This window comes from Pseudomonas sp. C11, from assembly GCF_034683865.1.
GTDB lineage: Bacteria > Pseudomonadota > Gammaproteobacteria > Pseudomonadales > Pseudomonadaceae > Aquipseudomonas.
On sequence record NZ_JAWIIP010000009.1, the window covers coordinates 270,669 to 286,255 of the forward strand.

Sequence of the window (15,587 nt, forward strand, 5' to 3'; positions counted from 1 at the left end):
GCCCACTGACATGCCGCTGACTCTCGACACACCCACCGCTGCCGAACTGCCCACCCTGGTGGAAATCTGGGAGGCCGCCGTGCGCGCCACCCACCACTTCCTGCCGGAAAACGACCTGCAGGTGATCAAGCCGTTGCTATGCGGGCAGTATTTCCCCGCCGTGCAACTGACCTGCGCGCGGGACGAGTCGGGGCGGATACTGGGCTTTCTCGGCACAAGCGAAGGCATGGTGGAAATGCTCTTCGTCGACCCGGCCTGCCACGGTCAAGGTGTGGGCAAGCAGTTGATGCTTCACGCCATCGACGAGCTGGGCTCCACCCGCGTCGACGTCAACGAGCAAAACCCGCAGGCCGTGGGCTTCTACCAGCATCTGGGGTTCGTCGTGACCGATCGCTCGCGCCTGGACGGCGGCGGCCGCCCCTTCCCGATCCTGCATATGGCACTCATCCGATAGACCAAGCCGCCACGATCCCTTCCAGCGCCCGCTTGAGCTCGACCCGGCTGGCTGCCGCCGCGAGGCTGACACGCACGGCGTGCCCCGGATTGGCCTCGACCGCAAACACCTCGGCCGGCACCACCTCCACACCGTTCTGCCGGCACGCATCAGTCAGACCAACCGGCACCGCACCATCCAGCCACAGATGCGGCGCCACCGCCCGACCCTGCGGCATACGTGATCCGAGCACACGCGCGGCCAGGCGCCAGCGCTGATGCAGTTCGTCGATTTGCCAGGTCAGGCGTTGTTCGGCGATGCCGCTTTCGATCCATTCACAGGCCAGCGCCAGGCTCAGCGGCGTTACCGCCCAGCGCGTCGCTTGAGCCTCGGGATCGATACGCTCGAGCAGCTCGGGTGCACCGGCGATAAAGCCCAGGCGCAGGCCGGGTGCAACGCTCTTGGACAGGCTGCTGATCAGCAGGCAACGCTCGGGAAGCTTCACGGCCAGCGGCGCCTCGCTGCCGAGCACGCCGTAGACATCGTCCTCGATAATCCACAAGCCTCGACGCCGCGCCACCTCGGCGATGGCAGCACGGCGCTCGGCATCGAGGCTGGCGCCGGTGGGGTTTTGCAAACAGGGCGTAAGCACCGCCACACGGGCGCCAGTGGCGCGGGCCTGACGGTCAAGGTCATCAGGCAGGATACCGTGCTCGTCCATCGCCACGCCGTGCAGCGGCAGGCGCAATTGACGCGCGGCGGCCTTGATCCCCGGCGCCGTATAACGTTCCACCAGGATCGGCTCACCCGCTTCGCACAGCGCCAACAGAGCAGCCGACACGCCCTGCTGGGCGCCGGCACAAAGCAGCAAACCACCCGGTGCCAACTCCAGGCCGCGTCGGCGCAGCCAGCTCGCGCCCGCCAGGTGCGCACGCTCCACCAAGGCTGCCGACGGGTAGGCCTGCAACGCGTCCAGCTCGCAGCGCGCCGCCAGGGCGGCGAGGCTGGCGGAGAGGTCGTGATTGTCCGGGTCATGCACCGGCACGTTGGTCGACAGGTCGATCAGCTCGCCCTGCGCGGCCGGTTGCTTGAGGCGGAACAGGCTCGCCTCACGGCTGCCGGCGAGCACGTAGGTGCCACGCCCCACCTCGCCGGACACCAGATGCCGACGCGCCGCCTCGCGGTAGGCGAGCATCACTGTGCTCGGGTTGATGCCCAGCGTCCAGGCCAGCCGGCGCTGCGGCGGCAGGCGTTCGCCAGGCTTGAGTTCGCCACGACCAATGGCCGCAGCGATGGCCTCGACCAACGCCAGGTAAGTGGGTAAGGCGCTGTTTTGCAGATCAGGAAGCCACATTGTTTGCCATGCAATATAAATATTTACCCATACAATGCGCCGCACTAGCATCCGGGTCAACGCCACCCGGAGCATTCGCCATGTTCGACCTCACCCAACTGCGCCAGAGCGCGGCACTGGTTCATCGCCATATGGCGCCCACGCCACAACTGAGCTGGCCGCTGCTGGCCCAGCGCACGGGCTGCGAGGTCTGGGTCAAGCACGAGAATCACGCCCCGACTGCCGCCTTCAAGGTGCGCGGCGGGCTGGTCTATATCGACGCCCTGCTGCGCCGCGAGCCGCAGGTGCGCGGGCTGGTCACCGCCACCCGAGGGAATCACGGCCAGAGCCTGGCGCTGGCGGCGCGTCAAGCGGGCCTGGCCATCCGCATCCTGGTGCCGCATGGCAACGCCCGCGAGAAGAACGCGGCGATGCGCGCCCTCGGCGCCGAGGTGATCGAATATGGCCGTGACTTCGACGAAGCCCGCGCCGAGGCGGCGCGCCTGGCCGAGCGCGACAACCTGCACTGGGTACCGTCATTGCATGAGGATCTGGTGCGCGGCGTAGCCACCTACGCCCTGGAGCTGCTGGAAGCGGTGCCGAATCTGCGCCGGGTCTATGTGCCTATCGGGCTCGGTTCGGGCATCTGCGGGATGATCCGCACCCGTGACCTGCTTGGTCTCGACACCGAAATCATCGGCGTGGTCGCCAGCGGCGCCGACGCCTATGCACGCAGCTTCGAGCAGGGCTGCCTGGTGCAGACCGAACGTGCCGACACCCTGGCCGACGGCATGGCCTGCCGCCAGCCGCAGCAACTGACACTGGACATGCTCAGCGCCGGCGCTGCACGCATCGTGCGAGTCAACGACGAGGAAATTCGCGCCGCCATCCGCGCCTACCACGAAGACGCCCACAACCTCGCCGAAGGTGCCGGCGCTGCCGCACTGGCCGCTCTGATGCAGGAGCGCGAACTCAATGCCGGGCAGCGCGTGGCCGTGGTACTCAGCGGCGCCAATATCGACCGCGCAGCGCTGGCCGAGCTGTTGCGTGACGAGGCGCCGGTGGCCGCCTGAACTCAAACCGTGGCGAGCGGCTCGGCAGGCTGGCGAGCGGGTGTCTGCCGTAACCAACGCGCCAGCCCCCACTCGGCCGCGATCAGTGCCAGCAACAGAGCGAGCTGAATCAGCAGGGCAATATAGAACGGCTTGAACACATGGCCGACCTGCTTCTTGAACAACCCGAGAAGAAACTCGGCCTGGAACAGCTGCTCGATACGGGCATCCAGTACCTGAGTCAGCACCTTCTCGTTGAGCCCGCTGTAACGGGCGGTTTTCTCTACCGCCATCTCGCCAATCGCCTTGCCTAGCAGGCTGGCGCGCAGACGGTCGAACAGGTCGAAGGCAATGCGCTCGGCGGTCGAGGCATCGGCACGGGCCTCGGCCTCCAGCAGCCGTTCGCTGCGCAGGTAGTCCAGCGCCAACTGGTTGAGCACCTCCTGCACGCTGGCATCGCGCACCGCCAGGGTGCCCTGTTGGCCCTGCGCTTCGACATAGGCCTGGAAATCGCTCCAGACGCCATCAGCAAGCTCCTGCACCATGGGTGCGTAGCTGTCGAGATGGCGATTGATCTGCTGCTGGCTGCCATACAGCAATCCGCCCTGGAAACCGAGAAACCCTCCGGCCAGCGGCAACAGCAGAAAGTAGAGTTTGAGCAGCCAGTGGTGCCAGCGGTTATTGCGCGCCAGCCAGCCCAATCGGTGCAGCTTTAGCGCCAGCAACAGACCCGCAACCGCACCGAGCAGCAGGGCCAGGCCGGTGTAGAGGAAAAGACTGAAAAAGCTGAAGGGTTCCCACAGCGCGGTGAGCAGCAGACGTGCCTGTTCCATGTGTATCGCCTCGTTCGTCCATGACGAGGGCGAGTCTAAACCAGCGCGCTAATCAGTGCCGCCGGGGCGTGACCAGACTGTGCGTCAGGCCACGCCCTGCTTATCAACGGAACGGCGGCTCGTCGAAGCTACGCAGCTTGCGCGAATGCAGCGAGTCGAGCTGGCTGCGCATCAGCTCCAGCGCGGCGATGCCAATATGCAGGTGCTGGGTCACGGCGCGCTCGTAGAAGGCACCGGCCGCACCGGGCAGCTTGATCTCGCTGTGCAACGGCTTGTCCGACACGCAAAGCAGCGTGCCGTAGGGCACCCGCAGGCGATAGCCTTGCGCGGCGATGGTGCCGCTCTCCATGTCCACCGCCACCGCACGCGACAGGTTGATCAACGGGCGCTCCTGCGCCCAGCGCAGCTCCCAGTTGCGATCGTCGTAGGTCAGTACGGTGCCGGTACGCAGGCGCTTCTTCAGCTCATCGCCCTGCTCGCCCGTCACCTGCTTGGCCGCTTCCTGCAGCGCCTGCTGCACTTCGGCCAGCGCTGGCAGCGGGATGTGCGGTGGCAGCACGCGGTCGAGGATGCCGTCGCGGCGCATGTAGGCGTGGGCCAACACGTAATCGCCGATGGTCTGCGACTGACGCAGGCCGCCACAGTGGCCGATCATCAGCCAGCAGTGCGGGCGCAGCACGGCCAGGTGGTCGGTGATGTTCTTGGCGTTGGACGGGCCGACGCCGATGTTGACCAGGGTCACGCCATGACCATCTTCGGCCTGCAGGTGGTAGGCCGGCATCTGGTAGCGGTGCCAGACCACGTTCTCGATGATCGCCTGCATCTCGCCTTCGTTCATGCCGCGCTCGATCACCACGTTGCCGGGCAGCACCATGCGGGTGAAGCGCGAGGCGCCCACCAGCATATCAAGGCCATGGCGGATGAACTGGTCGACGTAACGGTGATAGTTGGTCAGCAGAATCCAGGGCTGCACATGGCGCCAGTCGCTGCCGGTGTAGTGCTGGATGCGCTTGAGCGAGAAGTCGGTACGCGCCGCGTCGAACAGCGCCAGCGGCAGCGGGTCGATGTTCTCCCAGTCGTACAGACCGTCGGCGGTGCCGTCGGTGGCGGCGGACAGGTCGGTACTGGGGAATACCCGCGCCAGCTCAGCGGCGGTCACGCCACTGCCGGCCAGCTCATCGCCGCCCTCGACCACGTACGGGTAAGGAATGTTCTGCTGACTGCGACCGACCTCCACCCGCACGGTGAAGTCGTTCATCAATGGGCGCAGCTGCTCCAGCAGGTATTTGCGGAAGGCAGCCGGCTGGGTCACGGTGATCGCGTAGGTACCTGGGATCTGCACCTTGGCGTAGGCGCGCACGGTGGTCGGCACTTCGCCCTGGCACAGGTAGGTCAGGCGCAGTTCGGGGTAGCGGAACAGGCAGTGCTCGCTGGCATCCGGACGGATGCGCTCCTTGAGGTAGCGCTTGAGCGCGTGGCTCAGGGCACCGGTGGCTTCCTGGTGCAACGCGGCAAGGCGATCAACCGCCTCTTCGGGGGTATGGGCAACGATAAAATCATCGGAACAGGCTTTCACAGGCATCTTCCTGGCAGAACGAACGCCCCTATCTTGCCTGCAACCTCATGGCAAAACATAGCGCGGCGACCGAGCGCATCGGTCACCGCGCTCTGGATCAGGCTGCCGCCTGGTGCAAACGCACGTTGAACAGCGGGCCTCGGCTGAAACGCGCCAGCGCCTTGGCACCAGCCAGCACGCCCAGGTCGATCAGCGGCTCGACCAGAATCACGCTCATGTAGGCCAGGCCGAAGCTGCCCACGGCGGCCAGGTTATCACTGGTAAAGCCATGGCCGTAGAAGGCCCAGAAGCCGACCCAGGCGACGATACCGCCCTGATAGGCGGTCGACAGCGCCAGCGCCTGCTTGTAGGACAGGTCGACATAGGCGGTACCGGGCGCGACGATCCGTTTGGCCAGCACACTGATGGCCCACAGCGGCACCAGCAACGTGGTGACGTTCATGCCGTACTGCGGCAGGTCGAATGGGGCGAACAACAGCCCTTGCAGCAGCAGGCCAGCGGCCAGACCGACGGCCGTGGCACCGGCGCCGAACAGCAGGAGCAAGGTGGAGCCGAGGATCAGGTGCACCTCGGAAACGCCAACCGCATGGTGCGGGAATACCTCGAAGAAGCAGAACACCAGCGCGGTGGTCAGCAGGCTGCGCAGCGCCAGGGCGGTCGCCCCGCCGTTGTCGCGAATGGCATCGCGCGCCAGTTTGGCGGTCAGGCCAAAGGCACCGACTGCGGTTGCGTAGCTGAGGAAAATCTTGGCGCCTTCGACGACACCGGGTTCGATATGCATGCAAGTTCCTTGGCCGCGCCCACCGCGCGACGAGTTGGAGGATCGATGGATTCGATGGCAGGTCTCCTGGCTCACGGCTTGGCACTTCGCCCGCCTTCCCGACCGGAGTCAGTGGCATGAGGGCATCGTTCGCCGCTTACAGTTGCGGGGGCAGCCAGGGCATTGGCGAGACTCGCCGCACCCTGTTCCCTTTTCATCCGCGTCACGTAGGTGCACGCAGAACCATCGGCCGTCAGATTACTCGCCTGCTGGGCTAAAAAACAGCGCGCCGGGCTGGCGCGGTTGGCTCATCCCTGTTGGCGCGGGGAACACGTTTAGTACGACCAACTATCCCAAAGGGAAAAATCAGCCGCTAAAAATCCACCAACTTTTCCTTGTTAAAGATCGCTCAAGAATCAAAGCAGATTCGGCGTGCTACGCGCCAGCAACGCCTCGACGTCGACACCTCGCGGCAGAGTGCCGTAGACCCGTCCACGGCCTTCCAGGCGGCTGGCGATAAAGGCATCTGAGACGGTGGCGTTGCCGGCCTCCAGCAGCAGCTTGGCCTGCAGTGCCACGGCCATATCCTCGGTGAGTTGGCGGGCGCGATACTGGATATCGGCGGTATCGGCAAAATCGGCTTTAAGGCGCTGAATATGCGCCCTGAGGCGGGCATCTCCGTGGCCGTCGCCCAGCTCATTGAACAGCGCATCGAGAACGCCCGGCTCCTTGGACAGAGCGCGCAGCACGTCCAGGCATTGCACGTTGCCGGAGCCCTCCCAGATAGAGTTGACCGGCGCCTCGCGGTAAAGGCGCGGCATGATGGTGTCCTCGACGTAACCGGCACCGCCCATGCACTCGCTGGCCTCGTAGATCATTTCCGGGGCGCGCTTGCAGATCCAGTATTTGCCCACGGCGGTGACCAGGCGGGCGAACTTGTCTTCCTGCGCATCATGCGAGTGGTCGAGCGCGCGGCCCATGCGCATGCACAGCGCCAGCGCGGCTTCGCTCTCCAGCGCCAGGTCGGCGAGCACGTTCTGCATCAGTGGCTGGTCGGCGAGCCGCTTGCCGCCCACCTGACGGTGCGCGCAGTGGTGCGCGGCCTGGGTCAGGGCCTGGCGCATCAGGCTACTGGAGCCGACCATGCAGTCGAAGCGGGTCATGGCCACCATCTCGATGATGGTCGGCACGCCGCGTCCTTCCTCGCCGAGCATCCAGGCGAAGGCGCCACGGTATTCCACCTCGCTGGAGGCGTTGGCCCAGTTGCCCAGCTTGTTCTTCAGGCGCTGGATGTAGAACTGGTTGCGCGTGCCGTCCGGGCGATGACGCGGCAGCAGAAAGCACGACAGGCCCTTGTCGGTGTAGGCCAGGGTGAGGAAGGCGTCGCACATCGGCGCCGAGCAGAACCATTTGTGGCCGACCAGCTCGTAGCCCTGCCCCGGCCCGCCAAGACCGATGGCGTAGGCGCGGGTGGTGTTGGCACGCACGTCGGTGCCGCCCTGTTTCTCGGTCATGGCCATGCCGATGGTGACGCCGGTTTTCTGCTCCATCGGCAGGTTGCGCGGGTCGTACTGGCTGGAGAGGATCTTCGGCAGCCACTGCTCGGCCACGTTGGGCTGCAGGCGAATGGCCGGCACGGCGGCAAAGGTCATGGTCAGCGGGCAGCCACTGGCGGCCTCGGCCTGGCTGTGCAGGTAGGTCAGGCCGGCACGGGCGACATGCGCGCCGGCACGCGGATCGGCCCAGGGCAACGAAGGCAGACCATGCTCGACCGCCGTGCGCATCAGTTCGTGATAGGCCGGATGGAACTCCACCAGGTCGATGCGGTTGCCGTAGCGATCATGACTCTTGAACACCGGTTTGTTCTCGTTGGCGAGAAAGCCGGCCTGCATCAGCGTGCCGCCGGCCAATGCGCCGTAGGCACTCAGGCGTTCGTAGGCCCAGGCCCCGTCATAACGACGAGTCCACTCCTGCAATGGCAGGTCGAGGCGATAGAGATTGGCGCCGTCCAGGCTCGGCACCTGGTTGAACACCTCATGAGTTTCGGCGTGCAGGCTGGGTTTCATCGCGTGGAGTCCTCGGCGCCGACGGCGCGCAGGCAGAAGGTGGCTAGGCTGGCACTGACCTGATCCAGAGTGAGGCCGACATGTCCGGCTTCGCGCGCCGCCCGGGCGGGTGGCGACAGCGGCCCGATCAAGGCTTCGGCGATGGCGCCGACCAGGCAGGCGGCGGTGAGGCCGAGTTGCTCGATGCGAAACTCGCCAGCACGAACGCCCTCGCCGAGCAGATCGACGAACAGTTCGGCATAGGCTTCGCGATAGAGCAGGCGCTGCTCGTCGACTTCCGGGTCGACCGGTTCGGCAATCAGGGCAAAACCCAGGCGGCGGCTTTGCCAGGCCCTCGCCGCGAACTGCTCGAGCCCCAGGCGCAAGCGCTCGGCCGCGCTGCCGGAACCACGCAGCGCAGCGGCCAGGGCATCGACCTCTCGCTGGCTGGCCGTGGCGAACACTTCTGCCGCCAGTTCGCCCTTGCTGCGAAAGTGGCGGTACAGACTGCCGGTGGCGATGCCGACATCGCCGGCCAGCGCCTGCATGGTGAGGGAGGCGAAGCCGCCCTCGACCACGCGCTTAAGGGCGCAATCGAGGATGCGCTGGCGCAGCGCCTGATCGCGGTCGATGCGCGCTTCACTGGTGTGATAGGCCATGGTCTGAATCCTGATTCATTCGCACCCAGTGAATCAGGATTCAGACCATGGCTAAAGCGACGATCCAGCCAAACCTGCCGCCGAATCGGGAATGGGATGAACGGTAAACCGCGTGGCGCTCAAACCGCCGCAGTGCCGCTGGTAGCGCTTACTGGGCGGCAGAGCACCCAGTCATGCAGCAGGATGCGCAGCTCGTCGAACTTCACCGGCTTGGCCAAGTAGTCGCTCATGCCGGCAGCCAGGCAGCGCTCGCGGTCCCCGCTGTGGCTGTGGGCGGTGATCGCCAGCACCGGCAATTCGGCGCAGCCCGGCAGGCCACGTAGCGCGCGGCAGGTGGCAAAGCCGTCCATCACCGGCATCTGGCAGTCCAGCAGCACCGCATCCACCGGCTCGTGACGCAGCAGCTCGAGCGCTTCGGCGCCGTTGTCGGCCGTGCGCACGCGGTAGCCGAGCTTGAGCAGCATGCCGCGTGTCACCAGTTGGTTGATAGCGTTGTCCTCAACCACCAGCACCGTGCACTGCTGCGGTGTGCGTTGCGCGATCCCGCCGCTACGTCGGACAGGCCGCACGCCCGCGCTGGCAGGTTGCTGAGGCAAGGTCAGCGGTACATCGAGACGGAAGCGGCTACCCTGGCCCGGCGTGGAGTCGTGCGTCAGGCTGCCGCCGAGCAGGTCGACCAGTTGCCGGCACAGCGCCAGGCCGATGCCAAGACCACCATATTGGCGCGTCATCGAGCCATCGAGCTGACGGAAACGTTGGTACAGGAGGTTCTCCACCGGGTCGAAGCCGATGCCGCTGTCGCTCACCACCACGGTCAGGGGCAAGCCTTCTCCTGCCCGACTGGCCCGACCGATCTCCAAGCTGACCTGGCCTTCATTGGTGAACTTGATGGCGTTGTCCAGCAGGTAGCCAAGCGCCTGCGCCAGCTTGCCGGCATCGCCTTCGAGAATGTCCGGCAGGCTGTCATCGAGGTTCAACTCGAAACGCAGACCTTTCTCTTCGGCACGCGGCGCATACTGGGCGCGCAGCCCATCGAACAGGCCGCGCAGGCTGAATGCTTCGCGGCGCGGGTAGAGCTTGCCGGCCTGCAGTTCGGTGAGGGCGAGGATGTCGTTGACCATGCGCATCATGTCACGGGCCGAGGCCGCGGCGGTTTTCTGGTACTGCTCCAGTTCCACGTCCATCTTCACCGTCTGCATCAGTTCCAGCGAGCCGATCACGCCATTCATCGGCGTGCGCAACTCGTGGGTGACGGTGGCAAGGAATTCATCTTTGAAGCGGTTGCTGTCGGCCAGTTCCTGGTTGAGCGCCTCCAGCTTGTGCCCGGCATCCTGCAGGATGCGCGCGCGCTCCTCCTTCATGGCGTTGATGCGGTCGGCCAGCGCCAGCGACAACAGGCCGACCTCGATGGCGGAACCGATTTGGCTGGCATACATGGTGAGGAAGACGTTGGGCAGATAACCCAACACCATCAGCGTGTTGATCGCCCCACCGACGAGGAAGGCCGTCCAGGCGAAGATGAAATAGCGTGCCACGCGCATGCCGCGCAGCCAGGCCAGAATGCCGGCGGCGAAGATCACCACGGTGAAGCCCAGCGCCAGGTAGGTGGCCAGGCGCAATGCGGTGGCATAGCTGATGGTCAGTGCCAGGATCATCACCACGGCGCCACACAGCATCAGCAACATCAGGCTGCGGTCGACCCACGGGCTGTGCTCCGAGGTATGCAGGAAGCTGCGCGCGAACTGGCAGCCGAACAGTGCGGCTGAACCGATCAGAAATGGCGTGGCGGCATTGGCCCACCAGGGGCTGTTGGGCCAGAAATACTCGATGCCGGCGCCGTTGACCGATACCTGATATAGACCGAACGAGGCGATATACAGGATGTAATAGAGGTAGCTGGTGTCGCGTACGCTGAGGAAGATGAACAGGTTGTACACCAGCATCACCAGCAGCACGCCGTAGATGATCCCAAGCACGTAGATGCGCTCGGGCTGCTGCTCCAGATAGGCGTTGGGCGCCCACAGCGTCAACGGTGCCTGGATCGAGCCCTGGCTTTCCAGGCGCAAGTAGAAGCGCTGCGACTCACCGGGCGACAGTTCGAGTTCGAACAGGTAATTGTTCTGCTTGATCTGCCGACTGTCGAAGGGCAGCGCGTCGCCGGTGCGCTGCGCCAGGCTGAAGCGGCCGTCGGCACCACGACTGTAGAGTTCCAGATGATCGAGCGGCGGGTAGGCCAGTTCCAGCAACCAGTGGCGCGGCCCTTTCAGGCTCTGCGGCTGGTATTGCAAATCCAGGCGCAACCAGAACACCGAGCGCGAATAGCCGGCATTGAGCACCGGCCGTTCGTGCCGAACGAAACTGCGCTCCAGCGCCGGAGAAACGATGTCGTCGATGCTGGCGTCGCCGCGCACGTCCTCGAACACGTACATACTCTGCCCGAGCGGCAGTGCGCGCGTCTGCTCGTCGAAGGTCACGGCACCTGCCAGCGAGGAAAGAACGAGGCTCACGAAGAGCAGGAGCAGCCGGTACATACAACCCCACGAGCCCTGTCGGACGACATCGGGACCCCATTACCCCTCGATGATGTCGTCACGCACGGCAGACTTATATTCGAATGCCGATACTCTAGGGGCAGTCGACTCGCTTTTCCAGATTTGCCCGCTCGCTTGCGGCACGCCAGTGCAGAAAAGCCGCCCGGCCGCTCCGTGCGGCAATGCGTGGTGAGGCCGCGAGAAGCGGTTAGTGATAAGCTCGCGCACCATGAAAACGCCAAACTCCCGCCCCGTAGTGCTCTGCATGTCCGGCCACGACCCCAGCGGTGGTGCCGGCCTGCAGGCCGATATCGAAGCCCTGCTGGCTCAAGGCTGCCACGCCGCACCGACGGTGACCGCCCTGACCGTGCAGGATACCGTCAACGTCTCCGACTTCCGTGTGCTCGACCGCGACTGGGTACTGGCCCAGGCCCGTGCGGTGATGGCAGACATGCCGGTCGCCGCCGTCAAGCTGGGCATGCTCGGCTCGGTGGACATGGTCGAGACCGTGCTTGAGGTGATGAGCCAGTTGCCCGGCATCCCGCTGGTCTGCGATCCGGTGCTGCGTGCCGGTGGCGGTGGTTCACTGGGCAAGGACGACGTGGGCTACGCCATGCGCGAGCGTCTGTTCGCCGTGTCCACCATCGCCACGCCGAACCTGCCGGAAGCGCGCATCCTTGCCGAGCTGCCGGAAGGCACAGCCGACGAATGCGCCGAGAAACTGCTGCCCTTTATCGAGCACCTGCTGATCACCGGCGGCCACGGCGACGAAGCCGAAGTGCACAACCGCCTCTACTGCCGCGATGGCAGTCGCCACACCTTTACCTGCGCACGCCTGCCCGGCAGCTACCATGGCTCCGGCTGCACCCTGGCCAGCACCCTGGCCGGTCGACTGGCGCTGGGTGAAGAACTGGTCAGCGCGGTGAAGAGCGCCCTGGATTACACCTGGCGCACCCTGCGCGACGCCGAGCAACCCGGCCACGGTCAGTACGTGCCGCGCCGCCTGCCGCTGGATTACGGCCAATGAGCCTGCGCGGCCTCTACGCCATCACCGATACACCGCTGCTGGCCGGCGGCAAGCTGCTGCCCTACGCCGAAGCGGCGCTGATTGGTGGTGCGCGGCTGCTGCAGTACCGCGACAAGTCCGCCGATGCCATGCGCCGTTTCGATGAAGCCCAGGCACTGGCCGAACTGTGCCAGCGCCACGGTGCCACGCTGATTATCAACGATGACCTAGAGCTGGCCGCACTCCTGGGCGTCGGCCTGCACCTGGGCCAGACCGACGGCTCGCTGGCCGCTGCCCGCAGCCGCCTGGGCGCGGATGCAGTGATCGGCGGCACCTGCCATGCCCAGCTGGAACTGGCCGAGCGCGCTGCAGACGAAGGCGCCAGCTACATCGCCTTCGGCCGCTTTTTCAACTCCAACACCAAACCCGGCGCTCCGGCGGCCACCGTGGAGCTGCTGGATCAGGCCCGCGCACGTTTCGCCCTGCCCATCGTCGCCATCGGCGGCGTGACCTTGGAAACCGCACCCGGCCTGATCGCCCGTGGCGCCAGCATGATCGCCGTGATCCACGCCCTGTTCGCTGCGGACTCTGCCACCGAGGTGGAAGACCGCGCCCGCGCCTTTGCCGCGCTGTTCGATTGATCATTTTGCAGAGAGAACCTGACATGTCCCGCTCCGAAATCCTCTTCGCCAACGCTCAGAAACACATCCCCGGCGGCGTCAACTCGCCGGTACGCGCCTTCCGCAGCGTCGGCGGCACGCCGCTGTTCTTCAAGCACGCCGAAGGCGCTTACGTGGTGGATGAGGACGACAAACGCTACGTCGACTACGTCGGTTCCTGGGGCCCGATGATCCTCGGCCACAGCCACCCGGACGTACTCGACTCGGTGCGGCGCCAACTGGAACACGGCCTGTCCTACGGTGCGCCGACCGCGCTGGAAACCGAGATGGCCGAGCTGGTGTGCAGCCTGGTGCCGTCGATGGAGATGGTGCGCATGGTCAGCTCCGGCACCGAGGCGACCATGAGCGCTATCCGCCTGGCCCGTGGCTACACCGGTCGCGACAGCATCATCAAGTTCGAGGGTTGCTACCACGGCCACTCCGACAGCCTGCTGGTGAAAGCCGGCTCCGGCCTGCTGACCCAGGGCGTGCCGAGCTCGGCCGGGGTGCCGGCAGACTTCGCCAAACACACCCTGACCCTGCCCTTCAACGACATCGCCGCAGTCGAGCAGACCCTGAGCGAAGTCGGCCAGACCGTGGCCTGCATCATCGTCGAGCCGGTGGCCGGCAACATGAACTGCGTGCCGCCGGCGCCGGGCTTCCTCGAAGGCCTGCGCGCACTGTGCGACCAGCATGGCGTGGTGCTGATCTTCGACGAAGTGATGACCGGCTTCCGTGTCGCCCTCGGCGGTGCGCAAGCGCACTACGGCATCACGCCGGATCTGTCGACCTTCGGCAAGATCGTCGGCGGCGGCATGCCGGTCGGCTGCTTCGGTGGCAAGCGCGAGATCATGGGCTGCATCGCCCCGCTCGGCCCGGTCTACCAGGCCGGCACCCTGTCGGGTAACCCACTGGCGATGGCTGCCGGCCTGACCACTCTCAAGCTGATCAGCCGCCCAGGCTTTCACGCCGAGCTGAGCGACTACACCTCGCGCATGCTCGCCGGCCTGCAGGAGCGCGCCGATGCCGCCGGCATCCCCTTCGTCACCACGCAAGCCGGCGCCATGTTCGGTCTGTACTTCAGCGGCGCCGACGACATCGTCACCTTCGCCGACGTGATGGCCAGTGACAGCGCGCGCTTCAACCGCTTCTTCCACTTGATGCTGGACGGTGGCGTGTACCTAGCACCGAGCGCCTTCGAAGCGGGCTTCACCTCCATCGCCCATGGCGACAAGGAGCTGGACATCACCTTCGCCGCCGCCGAGCGCGCCTTCGCCGAGCTGAAAAAAGGCTGATGCAGTACAGCACCGCCTTCAGTGACGGACTGCTGACCATCGCCTGCGCCGCCTGTGTGTTGTGGATAGGCCGGGCACGCGGGCGCTACGGAGAGGGCGACCAGCCGGCGTTGTTCTGCGCCCTGCTCGGCTTCCTCCTGCCGGCGGCCGCCGCCAGCGTCGGGGTGATCCGCTACGGTTTCGACCCAAGCTGGCAGGCGGCACATCTGTGGCTGTCACAGGCCAGCAGCTTTCTCGGCCTGCCGCTGCTGGGCGCGACTGCGTTGGCGCTGGGGCGAGGCTGGGTCTGGAGTCGCCCCAACTGGGGGCGCATCCTGCTCGGGCTGTGCGCCTTCTTCGAGCTGTTTCGTCAGTTCGGCCATCTGGAGGAGTACCGCCTGGCGCTGAACCTGGCCAGCCTCGCAGCCATCGCCTATGCAGGCGCCGTGCAATGGCCTCGGCGTGGAGCGGTTATCGCTGGCGCGCTGGTCGTTGGCCTGTTCCTGCTGGCCGGCGTGGCCGTCGGCAGCGAAGGCTGGCTCGGCCCGGTGCGCCGTATCGACCTGTTCCACGTCATTCTCGCTCCGGCCTATCCGCTACTGGCGTGGTTACTGCTGACGCTGCCGGGTAATCGCGAGCAACACACCGGGTAAAGGCTTTGTAAGATCGCGGCGGTTTATTCCATAATGCGCCGGTCGGCACGTATCGCGCCGACCGGGCCTGTAACCCGCCCCGAACCGCTGAGGCGCCGTAATCCAGATGACTCGCACCGGCCGCACCCTGTCCATGGGCTGCCTGTTGCTTTTCCTCCCGCTGTTTGCACTCGCAGGCGGCAATTCCCTGCTGATCCCGGCGACCGGCAGTTGTGCCCTGAACGGCCCTGCCGAAGAAATGCCCGACGCTCTCGCCAGTTGCCAGGACATGGCGCGCAGCGGCAACGTCCAGGCGGCTTTCGAACTCGGCGAATACTATTACGACGGCAAACGCACCCCGCGCGACTTCAAGCAGGCGCTGACCTGGTTCGAGCGCGCCTCGCTGCAAGGCCACGCCGAGGCGCAGCTACGCCTGGGCACCATGTTCTTCCGTGGTGAAGGCGTACCGGCCAACAACGTGCAGGCTTACATCGTGCTGAAGATGGCCTCGGTCAATGGCTCGGACGAAGCCATGGACACCGCCGACCTGGTGTCGGCGCAGATGCGTCGCGATGAACTGGAAATCGCCAGCCAGGTGCTGGGGCAGATTTTCCGCAGCTACCTGCTGGAACTGCAGACCGCCGAAAGCCGCTCGCCTTTCGCGCCGCTGCCCTGACCCGTAGGGCGTAGGGTGGGCCCACCCTACCTAGCTAAAGCCCACCCTTGTATCTCGACCAAAGCCTTTCAGTGAGGCTATGGTTCCCGACTGATCATCGGGGGAGGAGTTGCAAGCC

General features: G+C 65.7%; 14 protein-coding genes and 1 riboswitch. Of the genes, 7 read left to right on the top strand and 7 right to left on the bottom strand.

The features are described 5' to 3' along the window. The first annotated feature begins 10 nt into the window (after positions 1-10). Positions 11-454: an acetyltransferase gene (locus VC352_RS16450; protein ID WP_322980621.1), complete on the top strand. Its 444-nt coding sequence runs from the start codon at positions 11-13 to the stop codon at positions 452-454. Here the strand turns inward: VC352_RS16450 and VC352_RS16455 are convergent. After that, positions 444-1,787, bottom strand: coding sequence for a PLP-dependent aminotransferase family protein (locus VC352_RS16455; protein ID WP_322980597.1), 1,344 nt, complete (start codon positions 1,785-1,787; stop codon positions 444-446). The two genes, VC352_RS16450 and VC352_RS16455, sit on opposite strands and share 11 nt — an antisense overlap. A gap of 80 nt (positions 1,788-1,867) precedes the next feature. Here VC352_RS16455 and VC352_RS16460 point away from each other — a divergent pair, with 80 nt between their 5' ends. Continuing rightward, positions 1,868-2,839, top strand: coding sequence for a threonine dehydratase (locus tag VC352_RS16460; protein WP_322980598.1), 972 nt, complete (start codon positions 1,868-1,870; stop codon positions 2,837-2,839). Between the two features lie 2 nt (positions 2,840-2,841). Here VC352_RS16460 and VC352_RS16465 read toward each other — a convergent pair whose 3' ends face one another. From VC352_RS16465 to VC352_RS16490, 6 genes are all read right to left on the bottom strand, one after another. Continuing rightward, a complete protein-coding gene (locus tag VC352_RS16465) occupies positions 2,842-3,651 on the bottom strand; it encodes a hypothetical protein (RefSeq protein ID WP_322980599.1) in 810 nt (269 codons plus the stop codon). A 103-nt stretch (positions 3,652-3,754) separates the two neighbouring features. Beyond that, a complete protein-coding gene (amn, locus tag VC352_RS16470) occupies positions 3,755-5,227 on the bottom strand; it encodes an AMP nucleosidase (RefSeq protein WP_416340192.1) in 1,473 nt (490 codons plus the stop codon). 97 nt (positions 5,228-5,324) lie between these two features. Further along, positions 5,325-6,008: an energy-coupling factor ABC transporter permease gene (locus tag VC352_RS16475; protein ID WP_322980601.1), complete on the bottom strand. Its 684-nt coding sequence runs from the start codon at positions 6,006-6,008 to the stop codon at positions 5,325-5,327. Positions 6,009-6,046: 38 nt separating this feature from the next. Further along, positions 6,047-6,250: riboswitch (cobalamin riboswitch) on the bottom strand. A 153-nt stretch (positions 6,251-6,403) separates the two neighbouring features. After that, a complete protein-coding gene (locus VC352_RS16480) occupies positions 6,404-8,053 on the bottom strand; it encodes an acyl-CoA dehydrogenase family protein (protein WP_322980602.1) in 1,650 nt (549 codons plus the stop codon). Next, positions 8,050-8,691 (bottom strand): TetR/AcrR family transcriptional regulator, encoded by a 642-nt coding sequence (locus VC352_RS16485; RefSeq protein WP_322980603.1) that lies wholly within the window; start codon positions 8,689-8,691, stop codon positions 8,050-8,052. Before VC352_RS16485 ends, VC352_RS16480 begins: the two co-directional genes overlap by 4 nt. Before the next feature lie 119 nt (positions 8,692-8,810). Then, positions 8,811-11,222 (bottom strand): hybrid sensor histidine kinase/response regulator, encoded by a 2,412-nt coding sequence (locus VC352_RS16490; RefSeq protein ID WP_322980604.1) that lies wholly within the window; start codon positions 11,220-11,222, stop codon positions 8,811-8,813. Positions 11,223-11,451: 229 nt separating this feature from the next. Here VC352_RS16490 and VC352_RS16495 point away from each other — a divergent pair, with 229 nt between their 5' ends. The 5 genes from VC352_RS16495 (at position 11,452) to VC352_RS16515 (ending at position 15,469) form a co-directional block, all read left to right on the top strand. Next, on the top strand, positions 11,452-12,249 hold the full coding sequence (locus VC352_RS16495) for a hydroxymethylpyrimidine/phosphomethylpyrimidine kinase (protein WP_322980605.1): 798 nt from the start codon (positions 11,452-11,454) through the stop codon (positions 12,247-12,249). After that, positions 12,246-12,869: a thiamine phosphate synthase gene (gene thiE, locus VC352_RS16500; protein WP_322980606.1), complete on the top strand. Its 624-nt coding sequence runs from the start codon at positions 12,246-12,248 to the stop codon at positions 12,867-12,869. The genes VC352_RS16495 and thiE overlap by 4 nt, the downstream gene beginning before the upstream one ends. Positions 12,870-12,892: 23 nt before the next feature. Next, on the top strand, positions 12,893-14,182 hold the full coding sequence (gene hemL / locus VC352_RS16505) for a glutamate-1-semialdehyde 2,1-aminomutase (RefSeq protein WP_322980607.1): 1,290 nt from the start codon (positions 12,893-12,895) through the stop codon (positions 14,180-14,182). After that, complete coding sequence (locus VC352_RS16510) at positions 14,182-14,814, top strand: hypothetical protein (RefSeq protein ID WP_322980608.1); 633 nt, start codon at positions 14,182-14,184, stop codon at positions 14,812-14,814. The genes hemL and VC352_RS16510 overlap by 1 nt, the downstream gene beginning before the upstream one ends. Before the next feature lie 106 nt (positions 14,815-14,920). Continuing rightward, on the top strand, positions 14,921-15,469 hold the full coding sequence (locus VC352_RS16515; protein ID WP_322980609.1) for a tetratricopeptide repeat protein: 549 nt from the start codon (positions 14,921-14,923) through the stop codon (positions 15,467-15,469). Positions 15,470-15,587: the final 118 nt, after the last annotated feature.